The sequence below is a fragment of the Capnocytophaga sp. genome (assembly GCF_030532915.1).
Lineage (GTDB): Bacteria > Bacteroidota > Bacteroidia > Flavobacteriales > Flavobacteriaceae > Capnocytophaga.
Window position 1 is genome coordinate 19,244 of the sequence record NZ_JAUNKD010000022.1, and the last position, 26,085, is coordinate 45,328.

At 38.8% G+C, this 26,085-nt stretch carries 26 protein-coding genes and 1 pseudogene; 22 read left to right on the plus strand and 5 right to left on the minus strand.

Annotation, left to right across the window (positions count from 1 at the left end; genetic code table 11):
* Positions 1–165: 165 nt before the first annotated feature.
* The 14 genes from Q4D72_RS08020 to Q4D72_RS08085 all read left to right on the plus strand — a co-directional run bounded on the left by Q4D72_RS08020 (position 166) and on the right by Q4D72_RS08085 (position 11,731).
* Entirely contained in the window at positions 166–711 is a 546-nt protein-coding gene (locus Q4D72_RS08020) for a DUF4136 domain-containing protein (protein WP_303077291.1), read from the plus strand.
* Between the two features lie 169 nt (positions 712–880).
* Positions 881–3,283: an RND family transporter gene (locus tag Q4D72_RS08025; RefSeq protein WP_303077292.1), complete on the plus strand. Its 2,403-nt coding sequence runs from the start codon at positions 881–883 to the stop codon at positions 3,281–3,283.
* A 105-nt stretch (positions 3,284–3,388) separates the two neighbouring features.
* Entirely contained in the window at positions 3,389–3,925 is a 537-nt protein-coding gene (locus tag Q4D72_RS08030) for a DUF4199 domain-containing protein (RefSeq protein ID WP_303077294.1), read from the plus strand.
* Positions 3,926–4,274: 349 nt separating this feature from the next.
* On the plus strand, positions 4,275–5,606 hold the full coding sequence (gene ffh / locus Q4D72_RS08035) for a signal recognition particle protein (protein ID WP_303077296.1): 1,332 nt from the start codon (positions 4,275–4,277) through the stop codon (positions 5,604–5,606).
* Between the two features lie 39 nt (positions 5,607–5,645).
* Positions 5,646–5,894, plus strand: coding sequence for a type II toxin-antitoxin system ParD family antitoxin (locus Q4D72_RS08040; RefSeq protein WP_303077298.1), 249 nt, complete (start codon positions 5,646–5,648; stop codon positions 5,892–5,894).
* Positions 5,894–6,196, plus strand: a complete 303-nt coding sequence (locus tag Q4D72_RS08045; RefSeq protein ID WP_303077299.1) for a type II toxin-antitoxin system RelE/ParE family toxin — start codon at positions 5,894–5,896, stop codon at positions 6,194–6,196. Before Q4D72_RS08040 ends, Q4D72_RS08045 begins: the two co-directional genes overlap by 1 nt.
* 497 nt (positions 6,197–6,693) lie before the next feature.
* A complete protein-coding gene (locus Q4D72_RS08050; RefSeq protein WP_303077300.1) occupies positions 6,694–7,158 on the plus strand; it encodes a DUF2750 domain-containing protein in 465 nt (154 codons plus the stop codon).
* A gap of 221 nt (positions 7,159–7,379) precedes the next feature.
* Entirely contained in the window at positions 7,380–7,820 is a 441-nt protein-coding gene (locus tag Q4D72_RS08055) for a hypothetical protein (RefSeq protein WP_303077301.1), read from the plus strand.
* 8 nt (positions 7,821–7,828) lie between these two features.
* On the plus strand, positions 7,829–7,990 hold the full coding sequence (locus Q4D72_RS08060; RefSeq protein WP_303077302.1) for a hypothetical protein: 162 nt from the start codon (positions 7,829–7,831) through the stop codon (positions 7,988–7,990).
* An 87-nt stretch (positions 7,991–8,077) separates the two neighbouring features.
* On the plus strand, positions 8,078–8,500 hold the full coding sequence (locus tag Q4D72_RS08065; protein ID WP_303077304.1) for a DUF2750 domain-containing protein: 423 nt from the start codon (positions 8,078–8,080) through the stop codon (positions 8,498–8,500).
* 33 nt (positions 8,501–8,533) lie between these two features.
* Positions 8,534–9,424, plus strand: coding sequence for a bifunctional methylenetetrahydrofolate dehydrogenase/methenyltetrahydrofolate cyclohydrolase FolD (folD, locus tag Q4D72_RS08070; protein ID WP_303077306.1), 891 nt, complete (start codon positions 8,534–8,536; stop codon positions 9,422–9,424).
* A gap of 151 nt (positions 9,425–9,575) precedes the next feature.
* Positions 9,576–10,085 (plus strand): hypothetical protein, encoded by a 510-nt coding sequence (locus tag Q4D72_RS08075; protein ID WP_303077308.1) that lies wholly within the window; start codon positions 9,576–9,578, stop codon positions 10,083–10,085.
* Positions 10,086–10,162: 77 nt separating this feature from the next.
* Positions 10,163–10,372 carry a toxin-antitoxin system, antitoxin component gene (locus tag Q4D72_RS08080; RefSeq protein ID WP_303077311.1) on the plus strand — a complete coding sequence of 70 codons (210 nt, stop codon included), beginning with the start codon at positions 10,163–10,165 and terminating at the stop codon, positions 10,370–10,372.
* 300 nt (positions 10,373–10,672) lie between these two features.
* Positions 10,673–11,731: a nucleoid-associated protein gene (locus Q4D72_RS08085; protein WP_303077313.1), complete on the plus strand. Its 1,059-nt coding sequence runs from the start codon at positions 10,673–10,675 to the stop codon at positions 11,729–11,731.
* A gap of 69 nt (positions 11,732–11,800) precedes the next feature.
* Here Q4D72_RS08085 and metK read toward each other — a convergent pair whose 3' ends face one another.
* Together metK and Q4D72_RS08095 are read right to left on the minus strand one after the other, a co-directional pair.
* On the minus strand, positions 11,801–13,051 hold the full coding sequence (metK, locus tag Q4D72_RS08090; protein WP_303077315.1) for a methionine adenosyltransferase: 1,251 nt from the start codon (positions 13,049–13,051) through the stop codon (positions 11,801–11,803).
* A gap of 215 nt (positions 13,052–13,266) precedes the next feature.
* Positions 13,267–13,800, minus strand: a complete 534-nt coding sequence (locus tag Q4D72_RS08095) for a hypothetical protein (RefSeq protein ID WP_303077316.1) — start codon at positions 13,798–13,800, stop codon at positions 13,267–13,269.
* 175 nt (positions 13,801–13,975) lie between these two features.
* On the opposite strand from Q4D72_RS08095, the gene Q4D72_RS08100 reads away from it, so the two are divergent.
* Complete coding sequence (locus Q4D72_RS08100) at positions 13,976–14,746, plus strand: murein L,D-transpeptidase catalytic domain family protein (protein WP_303077317.1); 771 nt, start codon at positions 13,976–13,978, stop codon at positions 14,744–14,746.
* A gap of 53 nt (positions 14,747–14,799) precedes the next feature.
* Here the strand turns inward: Q4D72_RS08100 and Q4D72_RS08105 are convergent, their stop codons facing one another.
* Together Q4D72_RS08105 and Q4D72_RS08110 are read right to left on the minus strand one after the other, a co-directional pair.
* Positions 14,800–16,485 (minus strand): murein L,D-transpeptidase, encoded by a 1,686-nt coding sequence (locus Q4D72_RS08105; RefSeq protein WP_303077319.1) that lies wholly within the window; start codon positions 16,483–16,485, stop codon positions 14,800–14,802.
* Between the two features lie 56 nt (positions 16,486–16,541).
* Complete coding sequence (locus tag Q4D72_RS08110) at positions 16,542–17,957, minus strand: aromatic amino acid ammonia-lyase (protein WP_303077320.1); 1,416 nt, start codon at positions 17,955–17,957, stop codon at positions 16,542–16,544.
* Between the two features lie 160 nt (positions 17,958–18,117).
* Here Q4D72_RS08110 and Q4D72_RS08115 point away from each other — a divergent pair, with 160 nt between their 5' ends.
* The gene (locus Q4D72_RS08115; protein WP_303077321.1) at positions 18,118–19,488 is read left to right on the plus strand and encodes an MFS transporter; all 1,371 of its coding nucleotides are present in this window, start codon (positions 18,118–18,120) and stop codon (positions 19,486–19,488) included.
* Between the two features lie 21 nt (positions 19,489–19,509).
* A complete protein-coding gene (locus Q4D72_RS08120; protein ID WP_303077322.1) occupies positions 19,510–20,181 on the plus strand; it encodes a hypothetical protein in 672 nt (223 codons plus the stop codon).
* A 73-nt stretch (positions 20,182–20,254) separates the two neighbouring features.
* On the opposite strand, the pseudogene murB reads toward Q4D72_RS08120, so the two are convergent.
* Positions 20,255–21,253 (minus strand): annotated as a pseudogene (gene murB, locus Q4D72_RS08125) (UDP-N-acetylmuramate dehydrogenase); the annotation flags it as partial.
* A gap of 261 nt (positions 21,254–21,514) precedes the next feature.
* Between murB and Q4D72_RS08130 the strand changes: the two are divergent.
* From Q4D72_RS08130 to Q4D72_RS08150, 5 genes are read left to right on the plus strand one after another with little or no spacing between them, the layout of a single operon-like run.
* The gene (locus Q4D72_RS08130) at positions 21,515–21,829 is read left to right on the plus strand and encodes a YbaB/EbfC family nucleoid-associated protein (protein WP_303077324.1); all 315 of its coding nucleotides are present in this window, start codon (positions 21,515–21,517) and stop codon (positions 21,827–21,829) included.
* A gap of 49 nt (positions 21,830–21,878) precedes the next feature.
* The gene (locus tag Q4D72_RS08135; RefSeq protein WP_303077325.1) at positions 21,879–22,646 is read left to right on the plus strand and encodes a ParA family protein; all 768 of its coding nucleotides are present in this window, start codon (positions 21,879–21,881) and stop codon (positions 22,644–22,646) included.
* 8 nt (positions 22,647–22,654) lie between these two features.
* Positions 22,655–23,590 (plus strand): ParB/RepB/Spo0J family partition protein, encoded by a 936-nt coding sequence (locus Q4D72_RS08140; RefSeq protein WP_303077326.1) that lies wholly within the window; start codon positions 22,655–22,657, stop codon positions 23,588–23,590.
* Positions 23,583–24,191, plus strand: coding sequence for a DUF5683 domain-containing protein (locus Q4D72_RS08145; protein WP_303077327.1), 609 nt, complete (start codon positions 23,583–23,585; stop codon positions 24,189–24,191). Before Q4D72_RS08140 ends, Q4D72_RS08145 begins: the two co-directional genes overlap by 8 nt.
* A gap of 52 nt (positions 24,192–24,243) precedes the next feature.
* The gene (locus Q4D72_RS08150; protein ID WP_303077328.1) at positions 24,244–25,890 is read left to right on the plus strand and encodes an OstA-like protein; all 1,647 of its coding nucleotides are present in this window, start codon (positions 24,244–24,246) and stop codon (positions 25,888–25,890) included.
* The last annotated feature ends 195 nt before the right edge of the window (positions 25,891–26,085 follow it).

Genomic DNA, 26,085 nt, shown 5'->3' on the forward strand with positions numbered 1-26,085 from the left:
TGTTTTTACGAGTTATTTTTTTATTTTCGAAAAGAAATAACGCCTCGTGAATAGAAATAATTTATTTTTTTGCAAAATTTTATGACTTGGGAAGTACAATTTGGTATAGATTTTGCGGTTATTCTCTTATAAAAGAATAATTATATAACTAATAACAAATTGAATATGAAAAATTTAGCATCTTTTATCGCACTTGTATCGGTTGCCTTATTTTCTGTTTCGTGCGCAACTGTTTCGGTAGCAGTAGATTATGACCGTCAAGCGGATTTTTCTACCTACAAATCGTATGCCTTTTTTAAGGAAGGACTTGATCGCGTTCCCATTTCGGACTTGGACAAAAAACGTATTTTGCGTGCCATCGAGCAAAATTTAAACGCAAAAGAAATGAATTTATCCGAAAATCCTGATTTTTTGGTAAGTATTTTCACCAAAGAACGTGAAAATATCAATGTTTACAACAATAATTTTCATTATCACCCGTACTACTGGGGTTGGGGATTTGGCTGGGGACCTTTCTATGGCGGAAATTACTATAACGTGAGTTCAAACACCGAAGGAACGCTTTACATTGAGCTTATTGATGCCAAAAGCAAAGAATTGGTCTGGCAAGGAAAGGGTACAGGATATATTCCTCAAAATGTGAATAATAAGGAAGAAGCGATTGCCAATTTTGTAAATAAAATATTAGAAAAATACCCGCCTATGAAATAATTTATGTCATATTTAATTTAGAAAAATGAGGCAGTTTGAACGTTTCAAATTGCCTCATTTTGTTCGATTACACAACACTAATTTTTGTGATAAATAGGCAAAATAACGAGGAAAATCTCAAATTTATTACTACTTTTGCACTCATTTTAAGATTTAAAGAAAAAGACTAATGATAAAATGGTTTAAAGCGGCATTTTGGACAACCATTGCTCGTTTGATACTGCGAAACAGAATTACGATTCTCACCTCTATAATACTGATTACCATCTTTTTGGCAATTCAATGGAAAAATATTCGCTTCACGTTTACCGAAGCAAATATGTTGCCTAATGACCACCCCGTGAATTTGGAATACAGGGAATTTCTTTCCCAATTTGGCGAGGAAGGGAACCTGATTTTACTTGCCATTAAAGACAAAAATGTTTTCACGCCCGAAGTGCTTAATAAATGGAATGACCTGAGCCGAAAGCTCAACGATTTTCACGAAATTAAGGCCGTTATTTCGGTTGAAAACCTTCCCGTTTTAGTAAAAGACACCGCCTCAGAACGTTTCGTTACACATTCACTTCTGAAGGGAAAAATCGAAACCCAACAACAAGCGGACAGCCTCCAAAATGTGCTTGCCGAAAAACTTCCGTTTTATGAAGGATTGATATACAACAAAGAAACACAAACCTTGCAAACGTTGGTGTATATGGATAAAAAAATCATCAACACCAAAGCACGTAAGGAGTTTATTATCAATGAGTTTATCCCAATAATCAAACGTTTTGAGCAACAAACAAGCCTAAAAGTTCACACTTCGGGAATGCCTTATATTCGTACGTTGAGTGCACAGAGCATCATTGACGAAATCGGGTTGTTCATCGGGGCGGCATTGTTTGTTACTTCGCTGATTTTCTTTTTGTTCTTCCGTTCGTTTCGGGCGATGTTCATCTCAATGACGGTGGTTTCCGTGGGTGTGATGTGGACTTTCGGTTTTCTTGGTTTGTTCGGTTATGAAATTACGATTTTAACGGGACTCATTCCGCCGTTGGTTATTGTAATCGGAATTCCGAATTGTATCTTCTTGATTAACAAATATCAACAAGAAATTAACAAACACGGCAATCAAGCCAAATCACTGCAACGCGTTATCCGAAACATCGGGAACGTAACGCTTCTGACCAATTTGACCACCTCCATCGGGTTTGCCACGTTTATTTTCACGGCAAGCGATTTGCTGAAAGAATTCGGTATAATTGCCTCAGTCAGCGTAATTTCCATATTTTTCTTATCACTGCTCATCATTCCGATTATTTACAGTTTTATGCGGATTCCGAAAGCCAAACATTTGCGTCATTTGCAACGTAATTGGATTGGCGGACTCATTCGCTGGCTTGAAAATACGGTAAAACACCATCGGTTTGCGGTATTTTCGGTGGCGATTGCAATGCTCGTGGCAAGCATCATCGGGATTTATAAAATTAAAATTTCCGGAAGTTTGATTGAAGATATGCCTAAATCGGCGGCTTTTTTTGATGATATTCTCTTTTTTGAAAAGGAATTCGGAGGCATTATGCCATTGGAAATCACCGTTAATACCAAACAGAAAAACGGCGTGATGCGTCTGCCGAATCTCAAACGTTTGGAAACGCTTTGTGAACATATTGATGAGATTCCTGAAATTTCAAAACCAATTTCTGTTTTAGATTTGGTAAAATACGCAAAACAAACCTATTACAACGGAAATCCGGATTATTTTGCCCTGCCAACGGCTCAGGAACAGAACTTTATAATGAGTTATGTTCGCAATTCAAAAGGAAACGCCCAAATGCTTTCGGCTTACGTGGATTCACTGGGACAAACGGCTCGGATTACGACTTTTATGAAGGACATCGGCACAGAAAAAAAGATGCAGGAAATCGAGGAGAGCATTTACACCAAGGCTCGGAAGTTATTCCCCGAAGATAAATACGAAGTTAAAATAACCGGCAAGGCATTTTTATTTTCAAAAGGAACTACTTACTTGGTTACCAATCTTATATACTCGTTATCGTTGGCTATTTTTTTGATTGCTTTGATAATGTCGTATATGTTCCGTTCGTTTAAAATGATTTTGGTTTCATTAGTACCGAATTTGCTTCCGCTGTTGATAACCGCCGGAATGATGGGCTTTTTGGGCATTCCGCTTAAACCTTCTACCATATTGGTTTTCAGCATTGCATTCGGAATTTCGGTGGACGATACGATTCACTTTTTGGCAAAATACCGACAGGAATTGGTTGCCCGCAAATGGAAAATCAGTAAATCGGTATACGCCGCTTTGCGCGAAACGGGTGTGAGTATGTTTTACACTTCAATGGTGTTATTCTTCGGATTTTCAGTGTTTTTACTCTCAGGATTTGGCGGTACGAAAGCCCTCGGTGGGTTGGTTTCCGTAACACTTCTTTTTGCGATGGCTACCAATTTATTACTTTTGCCGAGCCTGCTTTTGAGCTTGGACAGAAGCATCGCCAACAAAGAAACGCTGAAAGAACCTCAGATTGAAATATTCCCTGATGAGGAAGAAGAGGATGAAAAAGTGCGCTAAAACCTTTCATTTTTATTGCCGAAAACTGTTAAAAAAGCATTTCTTGTTTGGTTTTTCGTATTCTTTTGTTACCTTTGGCGGGTAATCAAAATTTAATATACCGGTATGAAAACAAATGCAATAAACAGCAAGAGCATTATGCTCAAAAACGGATTGTATTACGGATTGGCCCTCATTGCCGTATCAGTGGTGGTGTATGCAATGGGCTTAACGTTCAGTGGCGATACTGCCGTTGGGCTTAGTGTAACAGTATTGAGCTTTTTGGTAATGATTCTTTTCGTGATTTTGGGAATTAACCAATATAAATCAGTTAATTCGGGTTATATCACGCTGGGTCAGGCATTTAAAATAGGTGTCGGAGTGGTGCTTGTGGGGGCTCTTGTCTCCGGAGTTTACAATCTTATTTTTATGACCCTTATCGAACCGGATTTTACCGAAAAAATGCTGAATCTGCAACGGGAAAAAATGGCTGAATCGGGCAACTTAACCTCCCAACAAATCGACCAATCCGTTGAAATGATGCGCAAATTTATGTCGCCTTTATCTTCGTTTTTAATGTCAATAGGCGGAACGTTATTTTTCGGTTTTATTATTTCATTAATTGCCGGCGCCGTGATGCAAAAGAAAGAACAATCCTTTTGATTAATAGGCTTTCATTCAGCTATAAATTTAAAATATCCCTTTGTTAGAGTATGTCTTTGGCAAAGGGTTTACTCATTATGATGAAACGATATACAACTGCTACCGACAGTAATTTTCCGGTATGAGCTATGTAGATTTTGTTTTATTTCGTTCTTTTCTGTTGCATTACCTACATAATTACAAAAAACTTCAAGCATTTCATCAAGATGAATGTGCATTTTTGTGCGCTTGGCGCTTCACTGGTAAAAAAGATTTCGGTATTTAAAAGCCGTTACACATAAAAATAAATGGTGCGTTTTGTCATTCAACTTTTTTTCATACCTTTGTCCATTCTAAATTTGATAAAAAAATGTTTGATAATTTAAGCGATAAGTTAGAAAAAGCCCTGCATAACCTCAAAGGGCACGGAAAAATTACCGAAATTAACGTTGCCGAAACACTCAAAGAAGTACGTCGTGCCTTACTTGATGCCGACGTAAACTACAAAATAGCCAAAGACTTTACCAGCAAAGTAAAAGAAAAAGCACTCGGGCAAAGCGTGCTTACCACCTTGCAACCCGGTCAGTTGATGGTCAAAATCGTTAAGGACGAACTCACCGAACTAATGGGGGGCGATGCCTCGGGGGTGAATCTCTCGGGCAATCCGTCGGTTATTTTGATGTCGGGCTTGCAGGGTTCGGGAAAGACAACTTTTTCGGGCAAACTGGCTAACTTCCTTAAAAAGAAAAAAAATAAAAAACCATTACTCGTAGCGTGCGACGTGTACCGACCCGCAGCCATCGACCAGCTTCACATTGTGGGCGAACAGGTGGGCGTGGAGGTCTTTTCCGACAAGGGAAATAACAACCCCGTAGACATCGCCCAAAAGGGAATACAGCACGCCAAATCAAACGGTTACAACGTGGTGATTGTCGATACGGCGGGGCGTTTGGCCGTTGATGAGCAGATGATGAACGAGATATCGAACATCCACAAAGCCATCAATCCGCAAGAAACCCTTTTCGTGGTTGATGCAATGACCGGGCAAGATGCCGTGAACACCGCCAAAGCCTTTAACGATGTGCTTAATTTTGACGGAGTTATCCTCACGAAATTGGACGGGGATACCCGCGGCGGGGCTGCCATCACCATTAAATCGGTGGTGAACAAACCCATTAAATTCATCGGTACGGGCGAAAAGATGGACGCCATCGATATTTTCTATCCCGAGCGTATGGCCGACCGTATTTTAGGGATGGGCGATGTGGTATCGCTCGTGGAACGCGCTCAGGAACAGTTCGATGAAGAGCAAGCCCGCAAGTTACACAAAAAAATTGCCAAAAACCAATTCGGCTTTGATGATTTCTTGGAGCAAATCCAGCAAATCAAACGAATGGGAAGTATGAAAGACCTGCTCGGGATGCTTCCCGGTGTGGGCAAAGCCGTGAAAGACCTCGACATTAACGACGACGCTTTCAAACACATCGAAGCCATTATCTACTCGATGACCCCCAAAGAACGCAGTACGCCTGCCATTATCGATATGAATCGCAAAAAACGAATCGCCAAAGGTAGCGGTCGTGACATTCAGGAGGTGAATCAATTAATGAAGCAGTTCGACCAGATGAGCAAAATGATGAAGATGATGCAGGGCGGCGGCGGCAAAAAAATGATGCAAATGATGCAGGGAATGCGTAGGTAATCGCCTCCAAACAATCCGTTTAAGTAAAACATTAAAATTGTGGCTAAGAATATTTCAATAGTGCTTGAAGATTATTTCAGTGCGTATGTCAATGCACAGATAGAGTCGGGAAAATTCGCTTCGGCAAGTGAAGTCGTGCGGGCTGCCTTGCAATTATTTGAGTATGAAGAAGCCAAAAAAAACGCACTTGTTGCTGAACTCAAAAAGGGAGAGGCATCGGGCTTTGTGGCGGACTTTAATCGGGAAACGTTTTTGAAAGAGCTTCACAATAAACATATTACAAAGTAATGGATTACAAAATAAGCCGAGAAGCTCAAAACGATATGGAGCACATTTGGCTTTATACGCTCAAAACTTGGTCTGCCAAGCAAGCCGACCTTTATTATAATTTGCTAATTGATGCCATCGAGGATTTGGCACAAAATCCCTCGCAGGGAATTGATTACAATCGTGTTCGTGAAGGATATTATAAGGCTAAAATGAAATCGCATTTTATCTTTTACAGAATAAAAGAAGATGAAAATTGCATTGAAATTATCCGAATTCTTCATCAACGTATGGATATTGACACACATTTGCGTAGCGAATAGCCCAAAAAGGAATAAAATTGCGTCGTTCACCAAAACGAATTTGCTCAAAACACCCCAATTTAGTTCATTCGTCGAGGCGAATTTGACAAAAATGCAGATTTTTAACCAATTCGTGCCGACGAATTTCATAAACAGGCTAAATTTTGATGCGTTCGTCGCGACGAATTACTCAAAATAACAAAAAAACAAGCAATTCGTTAAGGCGAATTTGACAAATAAAACATAGGGAGCCAATTCGTCGAGACGAATTCGGCAGGGAGAAAAAATAGAGCAAATTCGTCTCGACGAATTTTGTAAAATAAAAATGAACAGGCAATTCGTGTTAATGAATTGGATAATCTCATAAAGGTTTACATAATTCGTACTGATTTTTTAGTAAATTTTTCTGTTTAGGGGATTATTCGTCCTGTTTATTCTTGTAATTCGGATAAAATATTTGGTTTTATTCCTGCCGAAATTGAAAATTCGTCCGAAAAGGAACTTTATAAGGAACAAAAATGCTAATAGACTCAAAAATAATAGAAGAGCGATACGAACGCTTTGTGGAAAAAGTGGTTGAAACAGGCGTTGTTTACACATTGAAAGACAAAAAAGGCGTTGCCGTTTGTCCGTCAAATCACTTTTTTTACGACGAAGCGGAAGAAGAGGCGTGTCCGACACTGCTTTTTTGGAGCGAGGAGAAGCGTGCCCAACTTTGCCAAGCGGAAGAATGGGCAAAGCATCGTGTTGAGCAAATTCCGTTGGCTGAATTTATGGAACTTTGGTGCTTAGGGATGTATGATGACGGCGTAGTGGTCGGGCTTGATTTTGACCATAATTTATTTGGTTATGAACAACTTCCGATTGATTTAGTAACAGATTTAATTCGCCAAGCAGAAGCTGCCAAAACCCGATTTTCGTTCAGAAATTTTAAATCGCTTGCTGACTTAAAAACCTATTTGGAAGAAATTGAAGAGGAATAGGCGATTTATTTTGAAAAGCGATACAATCGTGAAGACGAAAGAGCAAATTGTTCGGCTTATTTGACAAAAAAGAAGAAAAATGCACACATTTATTCATAAAATACTAGCAACCCAAAAGGTTTTTTACCTGAAAAACAAAAAGGAGGTGGCGGTTTGCCCGTCTAACACTTTTTTTATATAAAGAGAAATATAAAAAATCATATCAAAACAATTATTTAACAATGTATTTGCCTAAATATGCCCTAAGTGCCAGCGAAAAAATGATGACCTTTGAGTTCACAAGTGAAGGAACGAAAGGAGCTATTCGAAAATTGGTCAAATATCAAGAAACAAATCTAAAAGATTTATACAATTTAGCGTTTGGTGATAAAAATATTCAAACGGGTGATATTGATGATACAGTTATTTCAAACAATGGTGATAGTGAAAAAGTTTTAGCAACTGTTGTGGCGACACTTTATGCCTTTACAGATAAATATCCGCACGTTTGGGTCTATGCAACAGGAAGTACCAAAGCAAGAACAAGGCTTTACCGAATGGGAATAACCAAGTTTTTAGATGATGTAAAAAACGATTTTGAAATTTATGGAGAATTAGAAAATGAATGGGATATTTTTAAAGTCGGGGTTGAATATGAAGGTTTTTTAGTGAAACGAAAATGAATATGATTATGAAAATTGAAAAAGAATTAAAACAACGAAAAATACCGATTGTTGCTATTAACAAATCGCTGAATACGTTAGATGAGAAAATTATATTCCCTGACAAACTGGATAAAGCCAACCAAATGTTGAAGCGTATCGGCTTGCCAAAAGTTAAAACGGTAAAGTAGCTTTTTGCCATACAACACATTCACAATATGTTATTCTTTTTGCTGAATGACGTTTCGCAATTAAATAGCAAGTAATTTGAGAGAAAAATGCACACATTTATTCATAAAATACTAGCAACCCAAAAGGTTTTTTACCTGAAAAACAAAAAGGAAGTGGCGGTTTGCCCATCTAACACTTTTTTTATTGAAGAAACGGGACAGCCCATTTCGGTTTTTCCGTTTTGGTCTGACAAAAAGACCGCCGAAAGCTGTATGAAAGAGGAGTGGCAACACTATGCAGTGGACGAAATCACGCTGACGGACTTTATGGAGTTCTGGTGCCTCGGAATGTATGAAGACGGCGTGGCGGCGGGTATTGATTTTGACGAAAATTTGTGCGGAGAAGAGCAAATCCCTACCGAGCTGTTGCTCAAAATTATTGACGAAGCCGAGAAATCAGACACCAAACTGATTTTTAAGAACTTCGTATCGCTCAAACAGCTGAAAAATTATTTAGAAACGGACGAATAATCCCACAAAACTGACAACAAAAAAATAAGAAATATGAGACTATTAGACGGAAAAAAAACATCCGAGCAAATCAAACAAGAAATTGCCGAAGAAGTAAAACAAATTAAAGCCAAAAACGGAAAAGTACCTCACTTGGCAGCCGTTTTGGTGGGCAACGACGGAGCCAGTTTAACCTACGTGGGCAGCAAGGTAAGAGCCTGTCAGCAAGTAGGTTTTGATTCCACCTTGGTAGAGCTTCCTGCTGACATCAGCGAGGCGGAACTGCTCAAAAAAATTGACGAACTCAACCACGATGAAGCCATCGACGGATACATCGTGCAGTTACCGCTCCCGAAACATATTGACAGTCAGAAGGTTTTATTAGCCGTTCACCCCGACAAAGACGTGGACGGGTTTCATCCTGCCAATTTCGGGAAAATAGCCCTTGATATGGAGGCTTTTATCCCCGCTACGCCCTTCGGAATTATGGAACTTTTAAAACGCCACAACGTCGAGACCAAAGGCAAGCACGTGGTGGTGGTGGGTCGCTCGCACATTGTGGGTCGCCCGATGAGTATTTTGCTGAGCCAGAAAGGAAATCCGGGCAACGCTACCGTAACCCTTACGCATAGCTATACGCCTAATCTTAAAGAGATTACCTGTCAGGCTGACATTATCATTATGGCGTTGGGAATTCCTGAATTTTTAAAAGCTGATATGGTTAAGGAAGGCGTAACGGTGGTTGATGTGGGCATTACGCGTCTAAGAGACGAAAATGCACCGAAAGGCTACCGAATTGTAGGTGATGTTGATTTTGAGCAGGTTAAAGAAAAAGCGGATTACATCACGCCCGTTCCCGGAGGTGTTGGCCCGATGACTATTGCGATGCTCTTGAAAAACACGCTTTTAGCAAGAAAATGGAAAGCTGAAAAAGGAATCAATTAATGATATGTGGCAACACATTTTGAAATAAAAAAACGCCTCTTTTAAAGCAAAATTAATGGAAATCAATCGATTAATTTGAATTAATTATTGATTTCCATTGTTTTGCACGATTTTCGGAGGGCATACACAATAAATAAGAAAAAGAATAAAAATGATATATAAATTTAGAGTTATACTTGATGTTAAGGAAGATGTTTTCCGCGACATTGCCATCGAAGGCGAAGCCACTTTGGAAGATTTTCACAACGTGATTGTGCAATCGTTCGGGTTTGAGGGTAGTGAAATGGCGTCGTTTTACCTCACTGATGACGATTGGAATCAGGGCGAGGAAATTACGCTTTTTGACCTCTCGGAAAGCGGTGAAATTCGGTTGATGGAAGAGACTTCCATTGATTCGGTGGTAAGAGAAGAAGAACCTAAGTTGCTGTATGTGTACGACTTCTTCTCGATGTGGACGTTCTTCGTGGAGCTTGTGGAAATTGCCGATACGGAAGATACCACGGCGTATCCGTCTTTGCTTTTTGCACACGGTTCCATTCCTGCCGAAGCCCCCGAAAAATCGTTCATCGCCGATGATTTCAACGAATTTGAAGACGAATTCAATGATTTTGATATGGACGACGAAGATTACGATAATTTCAGAGAAGAGGATTATTATTAATCGTTTTTTTGTGGGATTAGACTAAAAAACTCATTTTCCGTAAAAAAGAATCGTTATCTTTGCAAAAAAATAAAGTTATGAATGCAATTCCTTTAAAGAGAAATTTAAGTTTCAGAGAATATCAATTAGCCGTTAAAGCATTGGAAGATATTGGTATTGAAGTAGCTGAACCTCAATCTGTTTCTGAAATAACGGAAGAAGACGTTCGTTGTATTGAATTGGCTCGGCAAGACATTAAAGAGAAAAAATTGAAAAATAACGAACAAGTTTTTCAGGAAGCAAAATAATATTATGAAAGTTATTTGGTCAAATAGGGCTGAATTTGAGTTTAAGGAAACTCTCAAATATTGGGTAATTCTTAATAAATCAGCAATTTATTATGAAAAAATATACAACGAAACTGAAAAACAATCCGAGAAGTAGAAGAAAATCCGTATTTTTTAGCTCAGTATATTGAAAAGTTGGATGCATATCGAAAAATATTTTTTAAAGGTAAGTTTTCAATTTTTTATGAGATAAAAGACGATGAAATTTATATTTTACGATTCCGAAGTAACGTTCAAGAACCATTACATTTATAATAAAAAATGCTAAATCTTTACACCACACATATTGATAGTTTATCTATCCATCGTATTGGAAATCAGAGTAAAAGCGAGCCTTTGTTTTTGTCACAACAGCCTTATTCGCTCAACGACGAAATCGTAGGATTACTCAAAGAATATTTCTTTAAACCTTTCCGTGAGAAGGAAGAAAATTACTTCCGATTTTCACACGATGCCGACGTGGAGTTTAACGAACTCTATCAGTTGGTTTCCGAAATTTTTGAGAATGAAAACAACATTCATTCCGTTTCCAAAAAAATAGCACAACATCTTTATAATCAGTCCAATCACCCGCATATCAAAAGCGGAGAATTGTACGTTACGTTGTTGCACGACATCTATTTGGACAATGAAAAAGTTACCGCCGTGGGGATTTTCAAATCAGAAATGAAACACAGTTTTCTGCAATTTGAGGAAAACCAAAATCAGCTGGACATTATCATTCAAGAAGGCGTGAACATTCACAAACTCGACAAGGGTTGTATCATCTTCAACGTCAATAAGGAAGACGGATACAAACTGCTTTCGGTGGACAGCAATCGATACGACACCAAATATTGGTTGGAGAATTTCTTGGGCGTAGATGCCTTAATCGACGAGAACTTTTACACTAAAAAATACCTGAAATTCAGTCAAGATTTTGCCAAAGACGTGATTCTTCCTGCCGAAGATAAAAAGCAAGAAGTGATGTTTATGAATCGGGCTATCAATTATTTTGCCAAGAACGATGAGTTCGAGGAAACGGCGTTTATGAACGAAGTAATTGATAATCCGGAACTTATACCCGAATTTAAACATTACAAAGTAGAGAAAGGACCCAAATATCAAATCGAAGACGTTTCAAACTTCCAGATTGCCAACAAAGCGGTTTCGGACGCTCGTAAAAAAATCAAAAACGTGATTGATTTGGATACGAATATTCAAATCCGAATGGATTTCGTAAATCCGGAATCGGCTGAAAAGTTCATCGAAAAAGGCTGGGACGAAGAAAAACAAATGTACTACTATTTGGTGTACTTCAATCGGGAACAGAAAAATTAAGTATTTGATTTTTAAATAAATATACCCCAATGAAATCATTGGGGTATATTTATTATAACACATTTGCAATTATAAATTAAATGCTTTTTTTATGGTATCCACAAAATCTAATTTTTCCCACGTAAATAACTCTACCTCAATGGTTTTTGTTTCATTGTAAGGCGAAGTAAAAACTTTGGTTACGGTTTGTGGCGTGCGTCCCATATGTCCGTAAGCGGCTGTTTCACTGTAAATCGGGTTGCGAAGTTTAAGTCGCTGTTCGATGTCATACGGGCGTAATTTAAAAATTTCTTGAACTTTTTTGGCAATTTCGCCGTCGGTAAGGTTCACTTTTGACGTTCCGTATGTATTGACATACAGCCCCGTAGGTTCGGCAACCCCGATGGCATAACTCACTTGCACCAAAATTTCATCGGCAACTCCGGCGGCTACCATATTTTTGGCAACGTGTCGCATTGCGTACGCGGCACTTCTGTCCACCTTGCTGGGGTCTTTACCTGAAAAAGCGCCTCCACCGTGCGCTCCTTTTCCGCCGTAAGTGTCCACGATAATTTTTCTTCCCGTGAGCCCCGTATCGCCGTGTGGCCCGCCAATAACGAAAATTCCCGTCGGGTTGATGTGATAAATAATGTTATCATCAAAGAAAGGAGCGTACTGCGGATATTTTTTAACAACCCTTGGAATTAAGATAGTTACAATATCGTGTTTGATTTTTTGTAACATTTTTTCTTCCGAATCGAAATCATCGTGCTGAGTTGAAATTACAATCGTATTGATGCGAATAGGTTTGTTATCATCGCTGTATTCCAACGTAACTTGACTTTTTGCGTCGGGGCGAAGGTAGGTAATTTCCTTATTTTCACGACGTAATTCGGCTAATTCTTTCAACAAAGCGTGCGACAGATCCAGTGCCAAAGGCATATAATTTTCGGTTTCGTTTACCGCATAACCGAACATCATTCCTTGGTCGCCGGCACCTTGCTCTTCCGGATTGCCTCGTTCAACACCTTGGTTGATGTCGGGCGACTGCTCGTGAATGGCTGAAAGGATTCCGCAAGAATTTGCTTCAAACATATATTCGCTTTTGGTGTAACCGATTTTACGAATTACGTTGCGTGCAATTTGCTGAACGTCAATGTACGTGTTTGATTTCACTTCGCCTGCCAAAACCACTTGCCCTGTGGTTACGAGCGTTTCACAAGCCACTTTTGAACTTGGGTCGAAGGCTAAGAAGTTGTCAATCAGTGCGTCACTGATTTGGTCGGCAATTTTGTCAGGATGCCCTTCTGATACGGATTCTGATGTAAATAAATATCCCATTTCTATAAAATTATTTTTTAGAAAGGAAGATTTTGATGCTGTGTGCCATTAAAGTAAAAGCAGAAACATTATTAAAATAATGTAAATCACTGTTTTAGCATTTTTTTGGAAGTTCCAAAAAGAGGTTGCAATCAGTCCAAATCTTTCCTCTTGTTAGTAATCGGCTGCAAAGGTACGAAAACAACAAGAAATAGAAAAACAAAATCCTGAAAAAATTATAACCCAATGATAATCCCTACGTTAGGTACAAATCCTGTTGAAAAAATACTTTTATCCTTGTTATACAGCACATTATATGAAAATCCTAATTGCAGATACGAGTTTCCGCCCAAATATTGCATATAACCGCCCCCCACATACAACGCATTTTCATTCACCTTAAACGTATTTCCGCTTCGCTTGTGCTTTTGCGATACGAAATAATGTTCAAATGAGGAACTTACATAAAAATTCCGTTGAATGTAATAGTTGATTGAAGGACCAAATCCGAAAAGGTTATTTCTGTAAAATTCAGTGTTTTGCAAGGTGTAATTCACACTCATAGCGGCTTCTAAATTTTCAGTAATTTTATAACCTACCCGTGGTGTTAGTAAAAAACCCCAACCGTAACTTCCTCCTGAAATACCGATATTTCCGCCAAACGTCCAACGATTCGGAACCGGCGCATTAGGTGCCAAAACGTTGCCTTGTTGAGCGAATGACCACGCACAAATTGAACATAAAATAAATGTTAAAAAAATCTTTTTCATAAACTACCAATTTTTAGGGCAAATGTAATAAAAAAAGGTAACACGGCGTTTTTTTAATCCTTAACTAAATGTTAATTAACATTTTTTTTGGGCAAAATTTTTGTCTATTAAATTATATAAGCATAGCTTTGCAACTCATTTCGCATATTACCATTGAATCCAAACTAATTGATTTATGAACAAAGTATTTTTTCGCATTGCTTGTTTGTTTTTTTTGCTGATTTCAGCCCAACTATCAAAAGCAGAAAACGTTACTACTGATGCTGCCAAAGATTCGGTACGCACAAAAGAGTATGTTTCATTGGCGTTAAAGAAAATGGAAACAAGCATCAGAGATGTTTACGATGAAATTGGGGGAGAAGAAAACAACTTAAATTTTGAGGCTTTCCGATATGCTTACATTGGGTATCAATCACTTCGCAAACAACAACGCTTGAATGAAAAAGAAATTTTTTCGATTATCGATTTTTCAAAAGATTGCGATACAAAACGATTTTACACCATTGATTTAGAAAATAAACGAATCATTTATCACACCTATGTAGCGCACGGAAAGAAAAGTGGCGAGAAAACGGCAACTTCTTTTTCAAACGTTAAAGAATCAAACAAAAGCAGTCTTGGTTTTTACATCACAGGTGATACATATATGGGAAGTAAGGGATTCAGTTTGAGGCTTCACGGCGATGAAAAAGGATATAACAGCAATATGGCTGAACGCGGTGTGGTTATTCACACAGCCGACTATGCAAGTGAAGATTACATAAAACGAAACGGGCGTATGGGGCGTAGTTTGGGTTGTCCGGTGCTTCCGAAAGATATTTACAAAGAAGTTATTCAAACAATTAAAGACAAAACAATGATTTTTGCTTACTACAATCACCCTAAATATTTGAGTACTTCTAAATATCTGAATGTATTGAAATTAATCGAACTTTCGGTTTTCTAAATGTTTCATAAATTTGAAAAGCCTAAACACCAGTGGCGTTTAGGCTTTTTTGTTTACTCATAGCGTTTCAATTCTTTAAGTTGCTCTTGGTCAAAGCCATAGATATCATTCTTAATAATGAGTTTGTCATTTTCATCAACCCAAGCCGTAATGTAGAGAATATTGACCAAATATTTTGTTTTCAGAGCAATACGGCGTTGGTTACGCCCTGATTGCATTGCTTCTTCCACTTTTTCACGCGTCCAATCACCCTCTTGATTTTTTAGAAGTAAATAGGCGAGTTCCACGGGTTGTTCCACACGCACGCAACCGTGACTCAGTGCACGATTTTCCCTTGCAAAGAGGCGGGGCGAGGGCGTGTCGTGCAGATAAATACTCATATCGTTGGTTAAAATAAACTTTACCAATCCCAAAGAATTTCGTGCCGAAGGAGCTTCTACAAACCTGAATGTCCGTTTTTTAATGTCGGGGCTTGACCAATCCACCGTTTTCGGGTCGATTTTTTTGCCGTTTTCATAAAGCGTATAACCTCGTTTTTGGTATTTCTCGGGGTCGGATTGAGCAACCATCTGCGGAATCATTTCATTTTTTATGATGCTTTGCGGAACCGTCCACGTAGGGCGAAATTCAACATATTTAAGCGTATCCACAAAAACGGGAGTTGCCGTATATTCCCTGCCTACAATCACATTCATTTGGTGAATTACCGAATCTTTATGATATACAAACAATTTAAAATCAGGGATATTCACGATGATGTAATCATCTCCTAAATTATTGTTTAACAGCCTGATACGTTCCATATTAAGCCGAAGCAATTCCCGTTGTTGTGAAACGTTCATATTTACGTAATAAAGCGTTGATTTTCCGGGAATTCCGTCGGGGTACAAACCGTTATCTTTTTGAAAATGCATCAAAGCCTTCAACAATGAGTTATCTACTTGATTTTCTGACTTTTCGGCTATTGCTTCATATCCTTTTTTCAGCAAATTATAACGCAAATCACCCACCGATTTATCTTTGTAGCCCATCAAAAATTCTTTGGCATTTTCAATCACAACATTGCGTAAAGTATCGTCAGGCTTGTTTTTCAACGATTTATATTTTTCACTCATTCGCTGATAAAGTGTGTGTTGCGGATGCAGCACGTCCATTATTTCAGATAAATTTTCATCATCTTTCATTTTCAAAAGAATTTCCACATCATCTCGATTTTTTTTCGAGCGCCTCCAAATGTGTTTGCCGTGTGCCAATTTTTTGATACGCCCGCTTTCTAAATGTCTGGTTAATAGCAAAAAAGAAGCCGTAATTTCTTTATCCAATTTTTCAATGGCCGGCAAAGTAGGGGAGGAGGCATAAAGTGAATCTACCTGATTTTTAAGCGATTGATAACGATACGTTTGCGGATTTAGTCCGTAGTTTTCTGAATTTTCCAAAACGTTCATATAATCATAAAACAATTTCGTTGCTTTGCGCTCATACAACCAACGCGTTTGAAAATTGTTTTGTTTGTAAAAACTTTTCGTTTCGGAAATAATCGTTTTTCGGAATACCGAATCTACGATAATTATCTGATTAAAAGACTTTTGTGTGGTATCTGAAATAGAAATCGTTCGGAAATTTTCATACGTTTCTCTTGATTTTATTTCCTCAACCAACTGCTCAGGACTGCCGGTATTTTTACAACTTTGGAAAGCAATCCCTACCAAAAGGACAAAAAAATACTTTTTTGAGTTCATTAACTTGAGTTTCGTAATATAATTATGCATAATTGATTATTTTTTCAATAGAAATACTAAAAAAATTCGTTTTCATTAAAAAATTGTACTGTTTTTTGAATATTTTTCTTTAAAATAGACTCATTTTCGTTGTTTAGGTTTAAAAATTGCATATATTCTTTGATAATATCCGATTCAAAAGTGATTTTTTCTTCCGAAATAAGCAACGTTGCCACAAGAAGTTCTATGGCTAAAATCTGTTCAATATTTTTAATCACTTGACTGCATTTTACAGCAGAACTGCCTCCCATTCCTTTAATATCCGTCATTTTTTCACTAAAAATAGGACTTTCAACACTCACAGGAACAGATAATCGTTTATTTTCAGCCAAAATTCCTTCGGTGATTCGCTGAAAAACGGATAAATCCAGTAAAACCCTTGCATTTTTAGCCATTTTTTCATTATTTAAGGCTGAAATAAGGTAAAATATACGTCGTTCTGAAATATTTCCGAGACTTGTCAGCGCAATTGAAAGAAAATCCAAACCTAATGACAGTGGCAAGGTATGCGAATTTCCGCCCGTGATTACTTGTTTTAAGTGCGGAAACACCAAAAAATTATCGGTTGTTGAATTTACTTCGGTTTTGATAATGCGCCGAACGTATGAAATCGTATCCTTCACTGCCCCGTGAACTTGCGGAATGGCGCAAAAAGCCTCCGGCGCGCAACAAGATGCGTTTTTATCAAAATATTTTTGTAATCGATTGTTTTTTATGATTTTAGATAATTGTTCGGCAGTTTGTATTTGTCCTTTGTGTGGACGAACCACTTGCACTTGCTCTGAAAAATAAAGCGGATTTGTACCGAAAACCTGCACGGAAATAGACGACACAAAATCTGATACTTTGTTTATTTTCAGCGATTTAATTAAATTAAAAACACCATAAGCCGTAGTGAGTTGTGTACCGCCGAGCAAGGCTTCGGCTTCTTTATCCTTCATTTTCAGCGGCTTCCAACCGAATTTACTTTCCAATTCACAAGCCGAAAACACTTTTTTGTCAATTCGTACTTCGCCCTCACCAATGAGCGGTAACGCCAAGTGTGCCAATGCAATACGGTCATCAGGAGCATCTTGTGAATACACCACCGGCAAAACATCATTATTATAAAAATCCAAAAAACGTTCAATAATTTCCAACCGAACGCCACTAAATCCGTAACAAAGCGATTGTATTTTTAAGAACAACATCAATTTCACTATCGTGTCAGGCACGGGATTACCAATGCCACAGGCATACGATTTTAATAAATTATGCTGATTTTCAGAAGCAAAATCAGTTCCCGTTCGGGTTAAAATTTCATCATTTAAAAAAGAACTGCACCTTTTGGCGTTCAAAATAGCTTCTTCCGATAATTTTAGTTTTATATCATTGACTATCAGTGCTTCAATATGTTCTAGCACCAATGTTTCATTTGATATGTAATGAATCATAATTTCGTTGTTTGAATTACAAAGATATGAAAAAAATGAAAAATACCAAATGATTTACCGAGTTTTAGCCAATACAAACCTCGTTGTTTTCAAACGAAATTGTTTTTTTTCGGTAAAAAATCATATATTTGCTCCACCAAACCAGAAATTAACCTTTAAAATGGCGCATTTTCCGCGTGGACATAAAAAACTGCTACGAGCTTGGATTTTTTACGATTGGGCAAACTCGGTGTACAGTTTAACGATTGTTTCGGCTGTTTTCCCGATTTTTTACGGACTTTTATTCAAAATAGCCGGCATCACGCACATTCATCTTTTTGGCATTGAGTTCAAAAACACGGCGGTTATCGCTTTTGTTACGGCATTGGCTTTTTTGGCAGTGGTAATTCTTGCTCCTATTTTAAGCGGAATAGCTGATTATCTGGGTAATAAAAAAACTTTTATGAAGTTTTTTTGTTATTTGGGTGCCATTTCGTGCATCGGGTTGTATTGGTTTTCGTTGGAAAATATATACGTCGGGCTTTTGGCATATTTTGGCGGAGTTGTTGGTTTTTGGGGGAGCATCGTGTTTTACAACTCATATCTTCCGGATGTGGCGCTACCCGAACAATATGATGATGTCAGCGCTAAGGGATTCATAATGGGATATTTAGGCTGTACATTGCTTTTGATTTTCAATTTAGCGATGGTGATGTATCCGTCGTATTTCGGTATCGGAGGCGATGAAGTGGCGGCAACGCAAAAAGCAATGCGAATTTCATTTGTAACCGTCGGGATTTGGTGGATTGCGTTTAGCCAATATTCATTTTGGTATCTCCCGAAATTTGAAAAAGAACGCGGAAAAATCACAAAATCAATCGTATTTAACGGACATAAAGAACTGCGTGAAGTCTGGAAAAAACTCAAAAACTCAAACCGATTGAAAGCCTATTTGTTTGCCTTTTTTGTTTACAGTATGGGAGTGCAAACCGTAATGCTTGTGGCAGCTTATTTTGGCGAACAAGAAGTGCAATGGAAAACCGATGATGAAAAAACTATTGGACTGATAGTAAGCATTTTAATCATTCAATTGGTTGCCATACTCGGCGCCAAACTCACTGTTTTGTGTGTCAAAAAAATAGGAAAAATTCCGGTACTTATCGTTTTAAATTGCATTTGGATAAGTATCTGTATTATAGCCTATTTCGTGATTTTCCCGACGCATTTTTACATCACGGCGGTGCTTGTTGGGCTGGTAATGGGCGGCATTCAAACGCTTTCGCGTTCCACCTACTCGGCATACCTTCCCGAAACCAAAGACACGACCTCTTTTTTCAGTTTTTATGACGTGACCGAAAAAATTGGCATTATTATTGGTATGGGAATATATGGTATCATCGACCAACTGACAAACAGTATGCGAAATTCGGTTGTTTTTTTGATTTTTTTCTTTGCGGCAGGCGTTTTTTTACTCATTAAAGTATTGAAATTAGAGCGTTTGCATAAAAAAAATCAAGAATTACAAACTGAACATAACAATCATTCCGTTTAAAATTTTGAACATTTCAGTAGTATGAAAAAAATATTTTTTACTTTATTTTTCGGATTTTTTGCCACTATGATGGTTTTTGCACAGCCTTTTGAAACCTCCAAAAGGAAAATTCCGGTGGTTGTTCCGCTTGAAGAGGCACCCGAAACTGAAATACCTGAAAATTCGTTTTCAACGCCGTTTTCCATTAAAAAAGACGAAGCCAAACCTTTGTTAAAATTACCCGAAAAAGAAATTAATTTTACCGGAAAAAGCAATTTAGTACGCCGAAAAGTGGATTTTAAACCCAATTACGGTGTGCTGAACGACCATAAACGTGAAGATTACGACGCCCCAAAAGGGAATCAGTTTTTTGGTGATTTTGCAAGTGATGGCGGCTATGTGAATGTGTACTGTCGCGACCATCAAGCCATTGACGGCGACCGAGTTAGCATTTTAATAAACGGAAAAGTGGAAGTGCAAGATGTTTTTTTAACGGGCGAATATCGGGGCTTTCAAATCATACTCAAACCGGGATTTAATAACATAGAATTTTTAGCGCTAAACCAAGGAGAATCCGGTCCTAACACAGCCGATTTCAAGGTTTTAGATGATAAAGGTAGGGTCATCGCCCAAAATCAATGGAATTTGGCGACAGGCTCAAAAGCACAGTTTGTAATCGTTAAAAATGTTCAAAATCAAGAAGAACAAAAATAATTTTTGAATTTTTTCTAACAGAAGTAAAACTCTCTTTATCAGAAGATTCGTTTTTTGATAAAGAGAATTTATTTTAAAAAATATTTACTTCAAATTCCAAATCGATGCCAAATTTTTCTTTTACTGTATTTCGCACAAAATGAGCCACTTCAAGGATTTCTAATCCGGTAGCCTTGCCGTAATTTACCAAAACGAGTGCTTGTTTTTCGTGTACGCCGGCGTCGTCTTTTCGGTAGCCTTTTAGTCCGCAAGTGTCAATGAGCCAACCCGCCGGAATTTTTACAAATTCTTGATTTACTTCATAAAAAGGCATTTGTGGAAATTGCTGTTTAACTTTTTCAAAATCAGCTTGTTTTACAATCGGATTTTTAAAAAAACTACCGCTGTTGCCTATTTTTTTAGGGTCGGGGAGTTTGCTTTCTCGGATAGAAATAACGGCTTGCGAAACATCGGAAGGAGTGGGATTTGTAATTCCTTTTTCGGATAAAACTTTCTGAATATCACCATATTCGGTTCGTAAAATATGATTTTTTTTGGTGAGTTTAAACGTTACCGAAGTGATGATGTAATTTTTTTTTTCTTCGTTTTTAAAAACCGATTCGCGATAGGCAAACTTACAATCTTGATTGGTAAATGCTCGTTTTATATGTGTTTGGATGTCAACGGCTTCACAATTTTCCATAACATCTTTAATTTCAACACCGTAAGCCCCGATATTTTGCACGGGAGCGGTTCCTACGTTTCCGGGAATGAGGGATAAATTTTCAAGTCCGCCCCAACCGTTTTCCAACGTAAAAAGCACAAAATCGTGCCAATTTTCGCCCGCCATTGCCTTAACCCACACAAAATCATCCGTTTGCCTTTCAACAGAAATTCCTTTAAGCCGAATATGAAACACCGGTTTTTCGATATTTTTGGTCAAAAGCATATTGCTTCCGCCGCCCAAAACAAACGGATTCGGATATTTTTTTAACGCCTGCACCAAATCGTTTTCCGAAAGAATCTCTATGTATGTATCAGCTTGAATATCAATTCCAAAAGTGTTGTGTATTTTCATAAAACATTCTTTTTCATATGTAAAACTACATCTGTTTTTTACTCAATTATTATTAATATTACAAAATTGTATAATTCCCCGCAAATATACGATGATTGAAGAAATTACGCCACAATTTGCGGGCAAGAATACAAAAAAATAAACCGTTACTTTTTAATTTTCTGATATACAATTGTTTTTCTGAAAATTGCAACTCACTTTTTGGAATGATTTTTTTTGAAACTTGTTACTTCAAAAAAAATGCTTACTTTTGTCCACACGAAAAATTAAGCAGATATGTTTGGAGACCTTATGGGAATGATGGGGAAACTCAAAGAAACCCAACAAAAAATAGAAGATACAAAACAGCGTTTAAACCACGTTTTGATTGACGAAACATCGCCTAACGGAGCAGTGAAAGTAACCGTGACAGCAAATCGTGAAATAAAATCCATCGAAATTGATGAAAAATTGCTTTCTGATAAGGAAGAATTAGAGGATTATTTGGTACTGACCTTAAACAAAGCCATTGCAAAAGCTACGCAAATCAATGAAAATGAGTTAGCTGCCGTAGCCAAAGAAGGTATGCCGAACATTCCCGGACTTTTTTAAAAAATAAAAACAATCGCACCTCGTATATAATTAATAAAATAGGAAACTTATGGGCAAAATCATTGCTGTTGCAAATCAAAAAGGCGGAGTAGGGAAGACCACCACTTCGGTTAATTTAGCCGCTTCATTGGGCGTACTGGAAAAAAAAGTATTGCTCATTGACGCTGACCCTCAGGCAAATGCAACCTCCGGCTTGGGCATTGATGTCGAGTCTGTTGAACACGGAACATATGAACTTTTAGAGCATACGGTTGATATTACCGATATGATTATCAAAACCGATTCTCCTAATTTGGATTTAATCGCCGCTCATATTGATTTGGTAGCCATTGAGATAGAACTGGTTGATAAAGAGCAACGTGAGTTTATGCTTAAAAAAGCGTTGGAACCCATTAAAGACCAATATGATTACATCTTGATTGATTGTGCACCGTCATTGGGGCTTATCACGTTAAATGCCTTAACGGCAGCCAATTCGGTTATTATCCCGATTCAATGCGAGTATTTTGCACTTGAAGGATTGGGCAAATTGCTCAACACGGTAAAACAAGTTCAAAAAGTTTTCAACCCGAATTTGGACATTGAAGGATTGTTACTGACGATGTACGATGCACGCCTTCGCCTTTCAAATCAAGTAGTTGAAGAGGTTCAGAAGCATTTCAGCGATATGGTTTTCAAAACGATTATCCAGCGTAACGTGCGTTTGAGCGAGGCTCCGAGCTTCGGCGAAACCATTATTAATTACGATGCCACCAGTAAAGGGGCTACCAACCACATCAATTTGGCACAAGAAATTATCGATAAAAATAAAGTTTAAAAACATAAATGGCAAAAGCGTTTAAAAAACAAGCCTTGGGGCGGGGAGTTTCGGCTATTTTCGGGAATAATCCGGAGAATGACATCAATTCGGTCAATGACAAAAATGCCGAAAAGGTTGTTGGCAATATCATTGAGCTGGAACTTGACTCCATTGAAGTAAATCCGTTTCAGCCCCGAACTTCATTTAATGAAGACGAACTAAAAGGATTGGCGTCATCCATTGAAGAATTGGGCGTTATCCAACCCATTACCGTACGCAAAATCGGGTTCAATAAATTTGAATTGATTTCGGGCGAACGCCGTTTCCGTGCATCGAAATTGGCGGGACTTAAAACCGTTCCTGCGTATATTCGTATTGCCGATGACAACGAGTCGCTCACGATGGCTTTGGTGGAAAACATTCAGCGTCAGGACTTAGACCCCATCGAAATCGCCCTTTCATACCAACGCCTTATTGAAGAAATAAACCTCACGCAAGACCAAATGAGTAAGCGTGTGGGCAAAAAACGCTCCACAATCACCAACTATTTGCGATTGTTGAAGTTAGCTCCCGTAATCCAAACCGGAATCCGTGACGGATTCATCACAATGGGGCACGGACGGGCAATCATCGCCATTGAAGATTCGGAACAGCAAGTGGATATTTATCAGCGTATTATATCTGAAAACTTGTCCGTTCGCGATACCGAAGAATTGGTGCGCGACATTCAAAATCCGCAGGCGGTTGTACAAAACCCGACCGTAACGCCTGAAATCGGGAAGAAATCGAATGAAAATTTCACATCTGCTTATATTCAAGAAAATGTGGAAAACCTAAATCGGTTCTTCGGAGCAAAAGTTTCCGTGAAAGTCGCCAAAAACGGAAAAGGAACGCTTACCATTCCGTTTTCATCGGAAGAAGATTTTAAACGCATTCAACGATTGTTACAACAAGATGTTTAAATCGGTTGTTTTCATACTGGCCTGCTTGCTGAACCTGTGTTATTTATACGGGCAGGAAGAGGCACGCACCGATACTTTGCACGTGAAAACAACGGAAGGCAAAACTGCCGAACCGCAAAAAATCACTTGGAATACCGACCCGCTCTCACCGGCAAGAGCGGCTTTCTATTCGGCAATTTTACCCGGACTGGGGCAGGCTTACAACAAAAGTTACTGGAAAATTCCGCTAGTGTACGGTGCTATCGGTACGGGGATTTACTTTTACGTTCGCAACACAAAAGAACTCAATCGATACCAAACCGCCTACAAACGCAGGCTTTCGGGCTTTACCGATGACGAATTTTACGGCAACCGCAGTGACGGGCAACCGCGTTTAAGCACCGACGGACTTCAACGGGCGCAACAGTTTTACCGCCGAAATCAAGAGCTTTCCCTACTGATAACCGTAGGTTTATACGCCTTAAACATCATCGAAGCCAACGTAGATGCGCATCTGAAACAGTTCAACGTGGACGAGCGTCTCTCGGTCGAGCCTTTTTTTAACAGCAACGAAATGAACGCCGCACCGCAGTTCGGTATTTCAATGCGATACAGGTTTTAGTAAACCGCACCGCAATATTAGTCAAAACAGACAGCTAATCAGTACAATAGAAATGAGACCCATAGCCTTACTTATCGTTTTTTTAATCGCTTTTATGCGAATATCTGCTCAGAATAACGAGCCGAAAGTAAAGCGTATTGAAATCATTTACGGCGGGGAGTTCACCATCGACAATGTAAAATACCCCGGCGCCACCATCTTTAAAACAGATGGGAAAAAAGTACAGTTCCGTCACCAAGGGCTGGACGTTTGGTGTGATTTGGCGGTGCTGTACGAAGAAAAAAACGAAGTCATCGCACACGGTGATGTTTTGGTACAGCAGGGCGATACCTTGCAGATGAACAGCCAGTACATTTCGTATAACGGAAACCTCAAAACCGCCATTGCCAAAGAGAGCGTGGTGCTGCGCAACGAAACGATGACCCTCGAAACCGAAGAACTTTTTTTAGACCGAAACACCCAAGAAGCCTACTATAACAATTTCGGAAAAATCACCGACGTTGAAAACGAACTTACCAGCAAAACCGGAAAATACTTCATCGAAAAGAAAAAAAATCAGTTTACCAATTCGGTAAAGATTGTTAATAAAGATTTTGTGGTGGACTCGCAAGTGCTTGATTATTATCACCCGACGGGCAACGCTTACTTCTATGGAGCAACGACCATCACGGGGAAAGATTACAAAGTATACTGCGAACGCGGTTTCTACGACACCCGCCAAGAAGAGGGCTACTTCAAGAAAAACGCCGTCATTGATTACGACCTGAAAACCCTCAAAGGCGATAGCCTCTATTTTGACAAAAAGCGAAATTTTGCATCGGGGACTAACAATATCGTCGTTATCGATACCGTAAATCAAACCATCGTGAAGGGACATTACGGCGAAATCCACAAAGCCAGAGACTCGATGTTCATCACCAAAAAGCCCGTCATCATATCACTCGTTGAGAAGGATTCAATGTATATGCACGGAAAGAAAATACTCGTTACGGGCAAGGAAAAGAGCCGCGTGATACGTGTGTACCCCGATGCGCGCATTTTTAAATCGGATATGCAGGCAAAATGTGATTCCATTCATTCCGTCGAGCTAAACGGACTTACCCAGCTCATCGGCAAGCCCGTAGTTTGGACGGGGGAGAGCCAAATGACCGGCGACAGTATCCATCTGATAGCCAATACCAAAACCGAACAGCTCGACTCGCTCAAAGTGTTTCACAATGCCTTGGTAGTGGAAAAAGATACACTGGGCGACGGTTACAATCAAGTAAAAGGAAAAACACTTTACGGCAAGTTCAAGAAAAATCAGCTTAAACAAATCGATTTTATGCAAAATACCGAATCGATTTATTATGTATACAACGATAAAAACGAGCGTATCGGCATTAATAAGCTCACGTGTAGCCACATAAAATTGTATCTGGACGACAAGCAACAAGTGGAGCAGGTGGTTTTCATCACCCAACCGTCGGGAAATTTATATCCGGAAGACAAACTCGACAAAAACGACCGCAAGTTTCGGGAATTTATCTGGCGGGGCGATGAACGTATCCACAGCAAAGACGAAATTTTTAGTGAGGAAGAAAAAAATCAACCGCTGATAAAAATCCAAGAACCCAATACGCCCGAAGAAAACGATTTGGAAGAGGCAAAACGAAATGCCCAACAAGCCGAAGAAAAATCCACCACGGAAGAATTATAACTTCACGTACGGGCATATTACACCTACCCACTATTTATCCAAAAACGTACTAAAAAACCTTTGTCAAAGTTTTAGAACTTTGACAAAGATTGACGTGCGGGTGAAAAATTTTTCGCCTACATAATTAAAATGCAATCGGGGGCAGGCGTATGCAATACGCCCCTACAACGGGAACGCCACTCGTACGGGCGTATT

Coding starts and splice junctions, on each gene's coding strand:
- Q4D72_RS08105 (WP_303077319.1), bottom strand. CDS start 16,485: ATGAACTCAAAAAAGTATTTTTTTGTCCTTTTGGTAGGGATTGCTTTC.
- Q4D72_RS08145 (WP_303077327.1), top strand. CDS start 23,583: ATGTTTAAATCGGTTGTTTTCATACTGGCCTGCTTGCTGAACCTGTGT.
- Q4D72_RS08100 (WP_303077317.1), top strand. CDS start 13,976: ATGAACAAAGTATTTTTTCGCATTGCTTGTTTGTTTTTTTTGCTGATT.
- Q4D72_RS08030 (WP_303077294.1), top strand. CDS start 3,389: ATGAAAACAAATGCAATAAACAGCAAGAGCATTATGCTCAAAAACGGA.
- Q4D72_RS08110 (WP_303077320.1), bottom strand. CDS start 17,957: ATGATTCATTACATATCAAATGAAACATTGGTGCTAGAACATATTGAA.
- Q4D72_RS08095 (WP_303077316.1), bottom strand. CDS start 13,800: ATGAAAAAGATTTTTTTAACATTTATTTTATGTTCAATTTGTGCGTGG.
- Q4D72_RS08025 (WP_303077292.1), top strand. CDS start 881: ATGATAAAATGGTTTAAAGCGGCATTTTGGACAACCATTGCTCGTTTG.
- Q4D72_RS08135 (WP_303077325.1), top strand. CDS start 21,879: ATGGGCAAAATCATTGCTGTTGCAAATCAAAAAGGCGGAGTAGGGAAG.
- Q4D72_RS08045 (WP_303077299.1), top strand. CDS start 5,894: ATGGATTACAAAATAAGCCGAGAAGCTCAAAACGATATGGAGCACATT.
- Q4D72_RS08075 (WP_303077308.1), top strand. CDS start 9,576: ATGATATATAAATTTAGAGTTATACTTGATGTTAAGGAAGATGTTTTC.
- Q4D72_RS08055 (WP_303077301.1), top strand. CDS start 7,380: ATGTATTTGCCTAAATATGCCCTAAGTGCCAGCGAAAAAATGATGACC.
- metK (WP_303077315.1), bottom strand. CDS start 13,051: ATGGGATATTTATTTACATCAGAATCCGTATCAGAAGGGCATCCTGAC.
- ffh (WP_303077296.1), top strand. CDS start 4,275: ATGTTTGATAATTTAAGCGATAAGTTAGAAAAAGCCCTGCATAACCTC.
- Q4D72_RS08020 (WP_303077291.1), top strand. CDS start 166: ATGAAAAATTTAGCATCTTTTATCGCACTTGTATCGGTTGCCTTATTT.
- Q4D72_RS08065 (WP_303077304.1), top strand. CDS start 8,078: ATGCACACATTTATTCATAAAATACTAGCAACCCAAAAGGTTTTTTAC.
- folD (WP_303077306.1), top strand. CDS start 8,534: ATGAGACTATTAGACGGAAAAAAAACATCCGAGCAAATCAAACAAGAA.
- Q4D72_RS08150 (WP_303077328.1), top strand. CDS start 24,244: ATGAGACCCATAGCCTTACTTATCGTTTTTTTAATCGCTTTTATGCGA.
- Q4D72_RS08080 (WP_303077311.1), top strand. CDS start 10,163: ATGAATGCAATTCCTTTAAAGAGAAATTTAAGTTTCAGAGAATATCAA.
- Q4D72_RS08115 (WP_303077321.1), top strand. CDS start 18,118: ATGGCGCATTTTCCGCGTGGACATAAAAAACTGCTACGAGCTTGGATT.
- Q4D72_RS08130 (WP_303077324.1), top strand. CDS start 21,515: ATGTTTGGAGACCTTATGGGAATGATGGGGAAACTCAAAGAAACCCAA.
- Q4D72_RS08120 (WP_303077322.1), top strand. CDS start 19,510: ATGAAAAAAATATTTTTTACTTTATTTTTCGGATTTTTTGCCACTATG.
- Q4D72_RS08140 (WP_303077326.1), top strand. CDS start 22,655: ATGGCAAAAGCGTTTAAAAAACAAGCCTTGGGGCGGGGAGTTTCGGCT.
- Q4D72_RS08050 (WP_303077300.1), top strand. CDS start 6,694: ATGCTAATAGACTCAAAAATAATAGAAGAGCGATACGAACGCTTTGTG.
- Q4D72_RS08085 (WP_303077313.1), top strand. CDS start 10,673: ATGCTAAATCTTTACACCACACATATTGATAGTTTATCTATCCATCGT.
- Q4D72_RS08060 (WP_303077302.1), top strand. CDS start 7,829: ATGAAAATTGAAAAAGAATTAAAACAACGAAAAATACCGATTGTTGCT.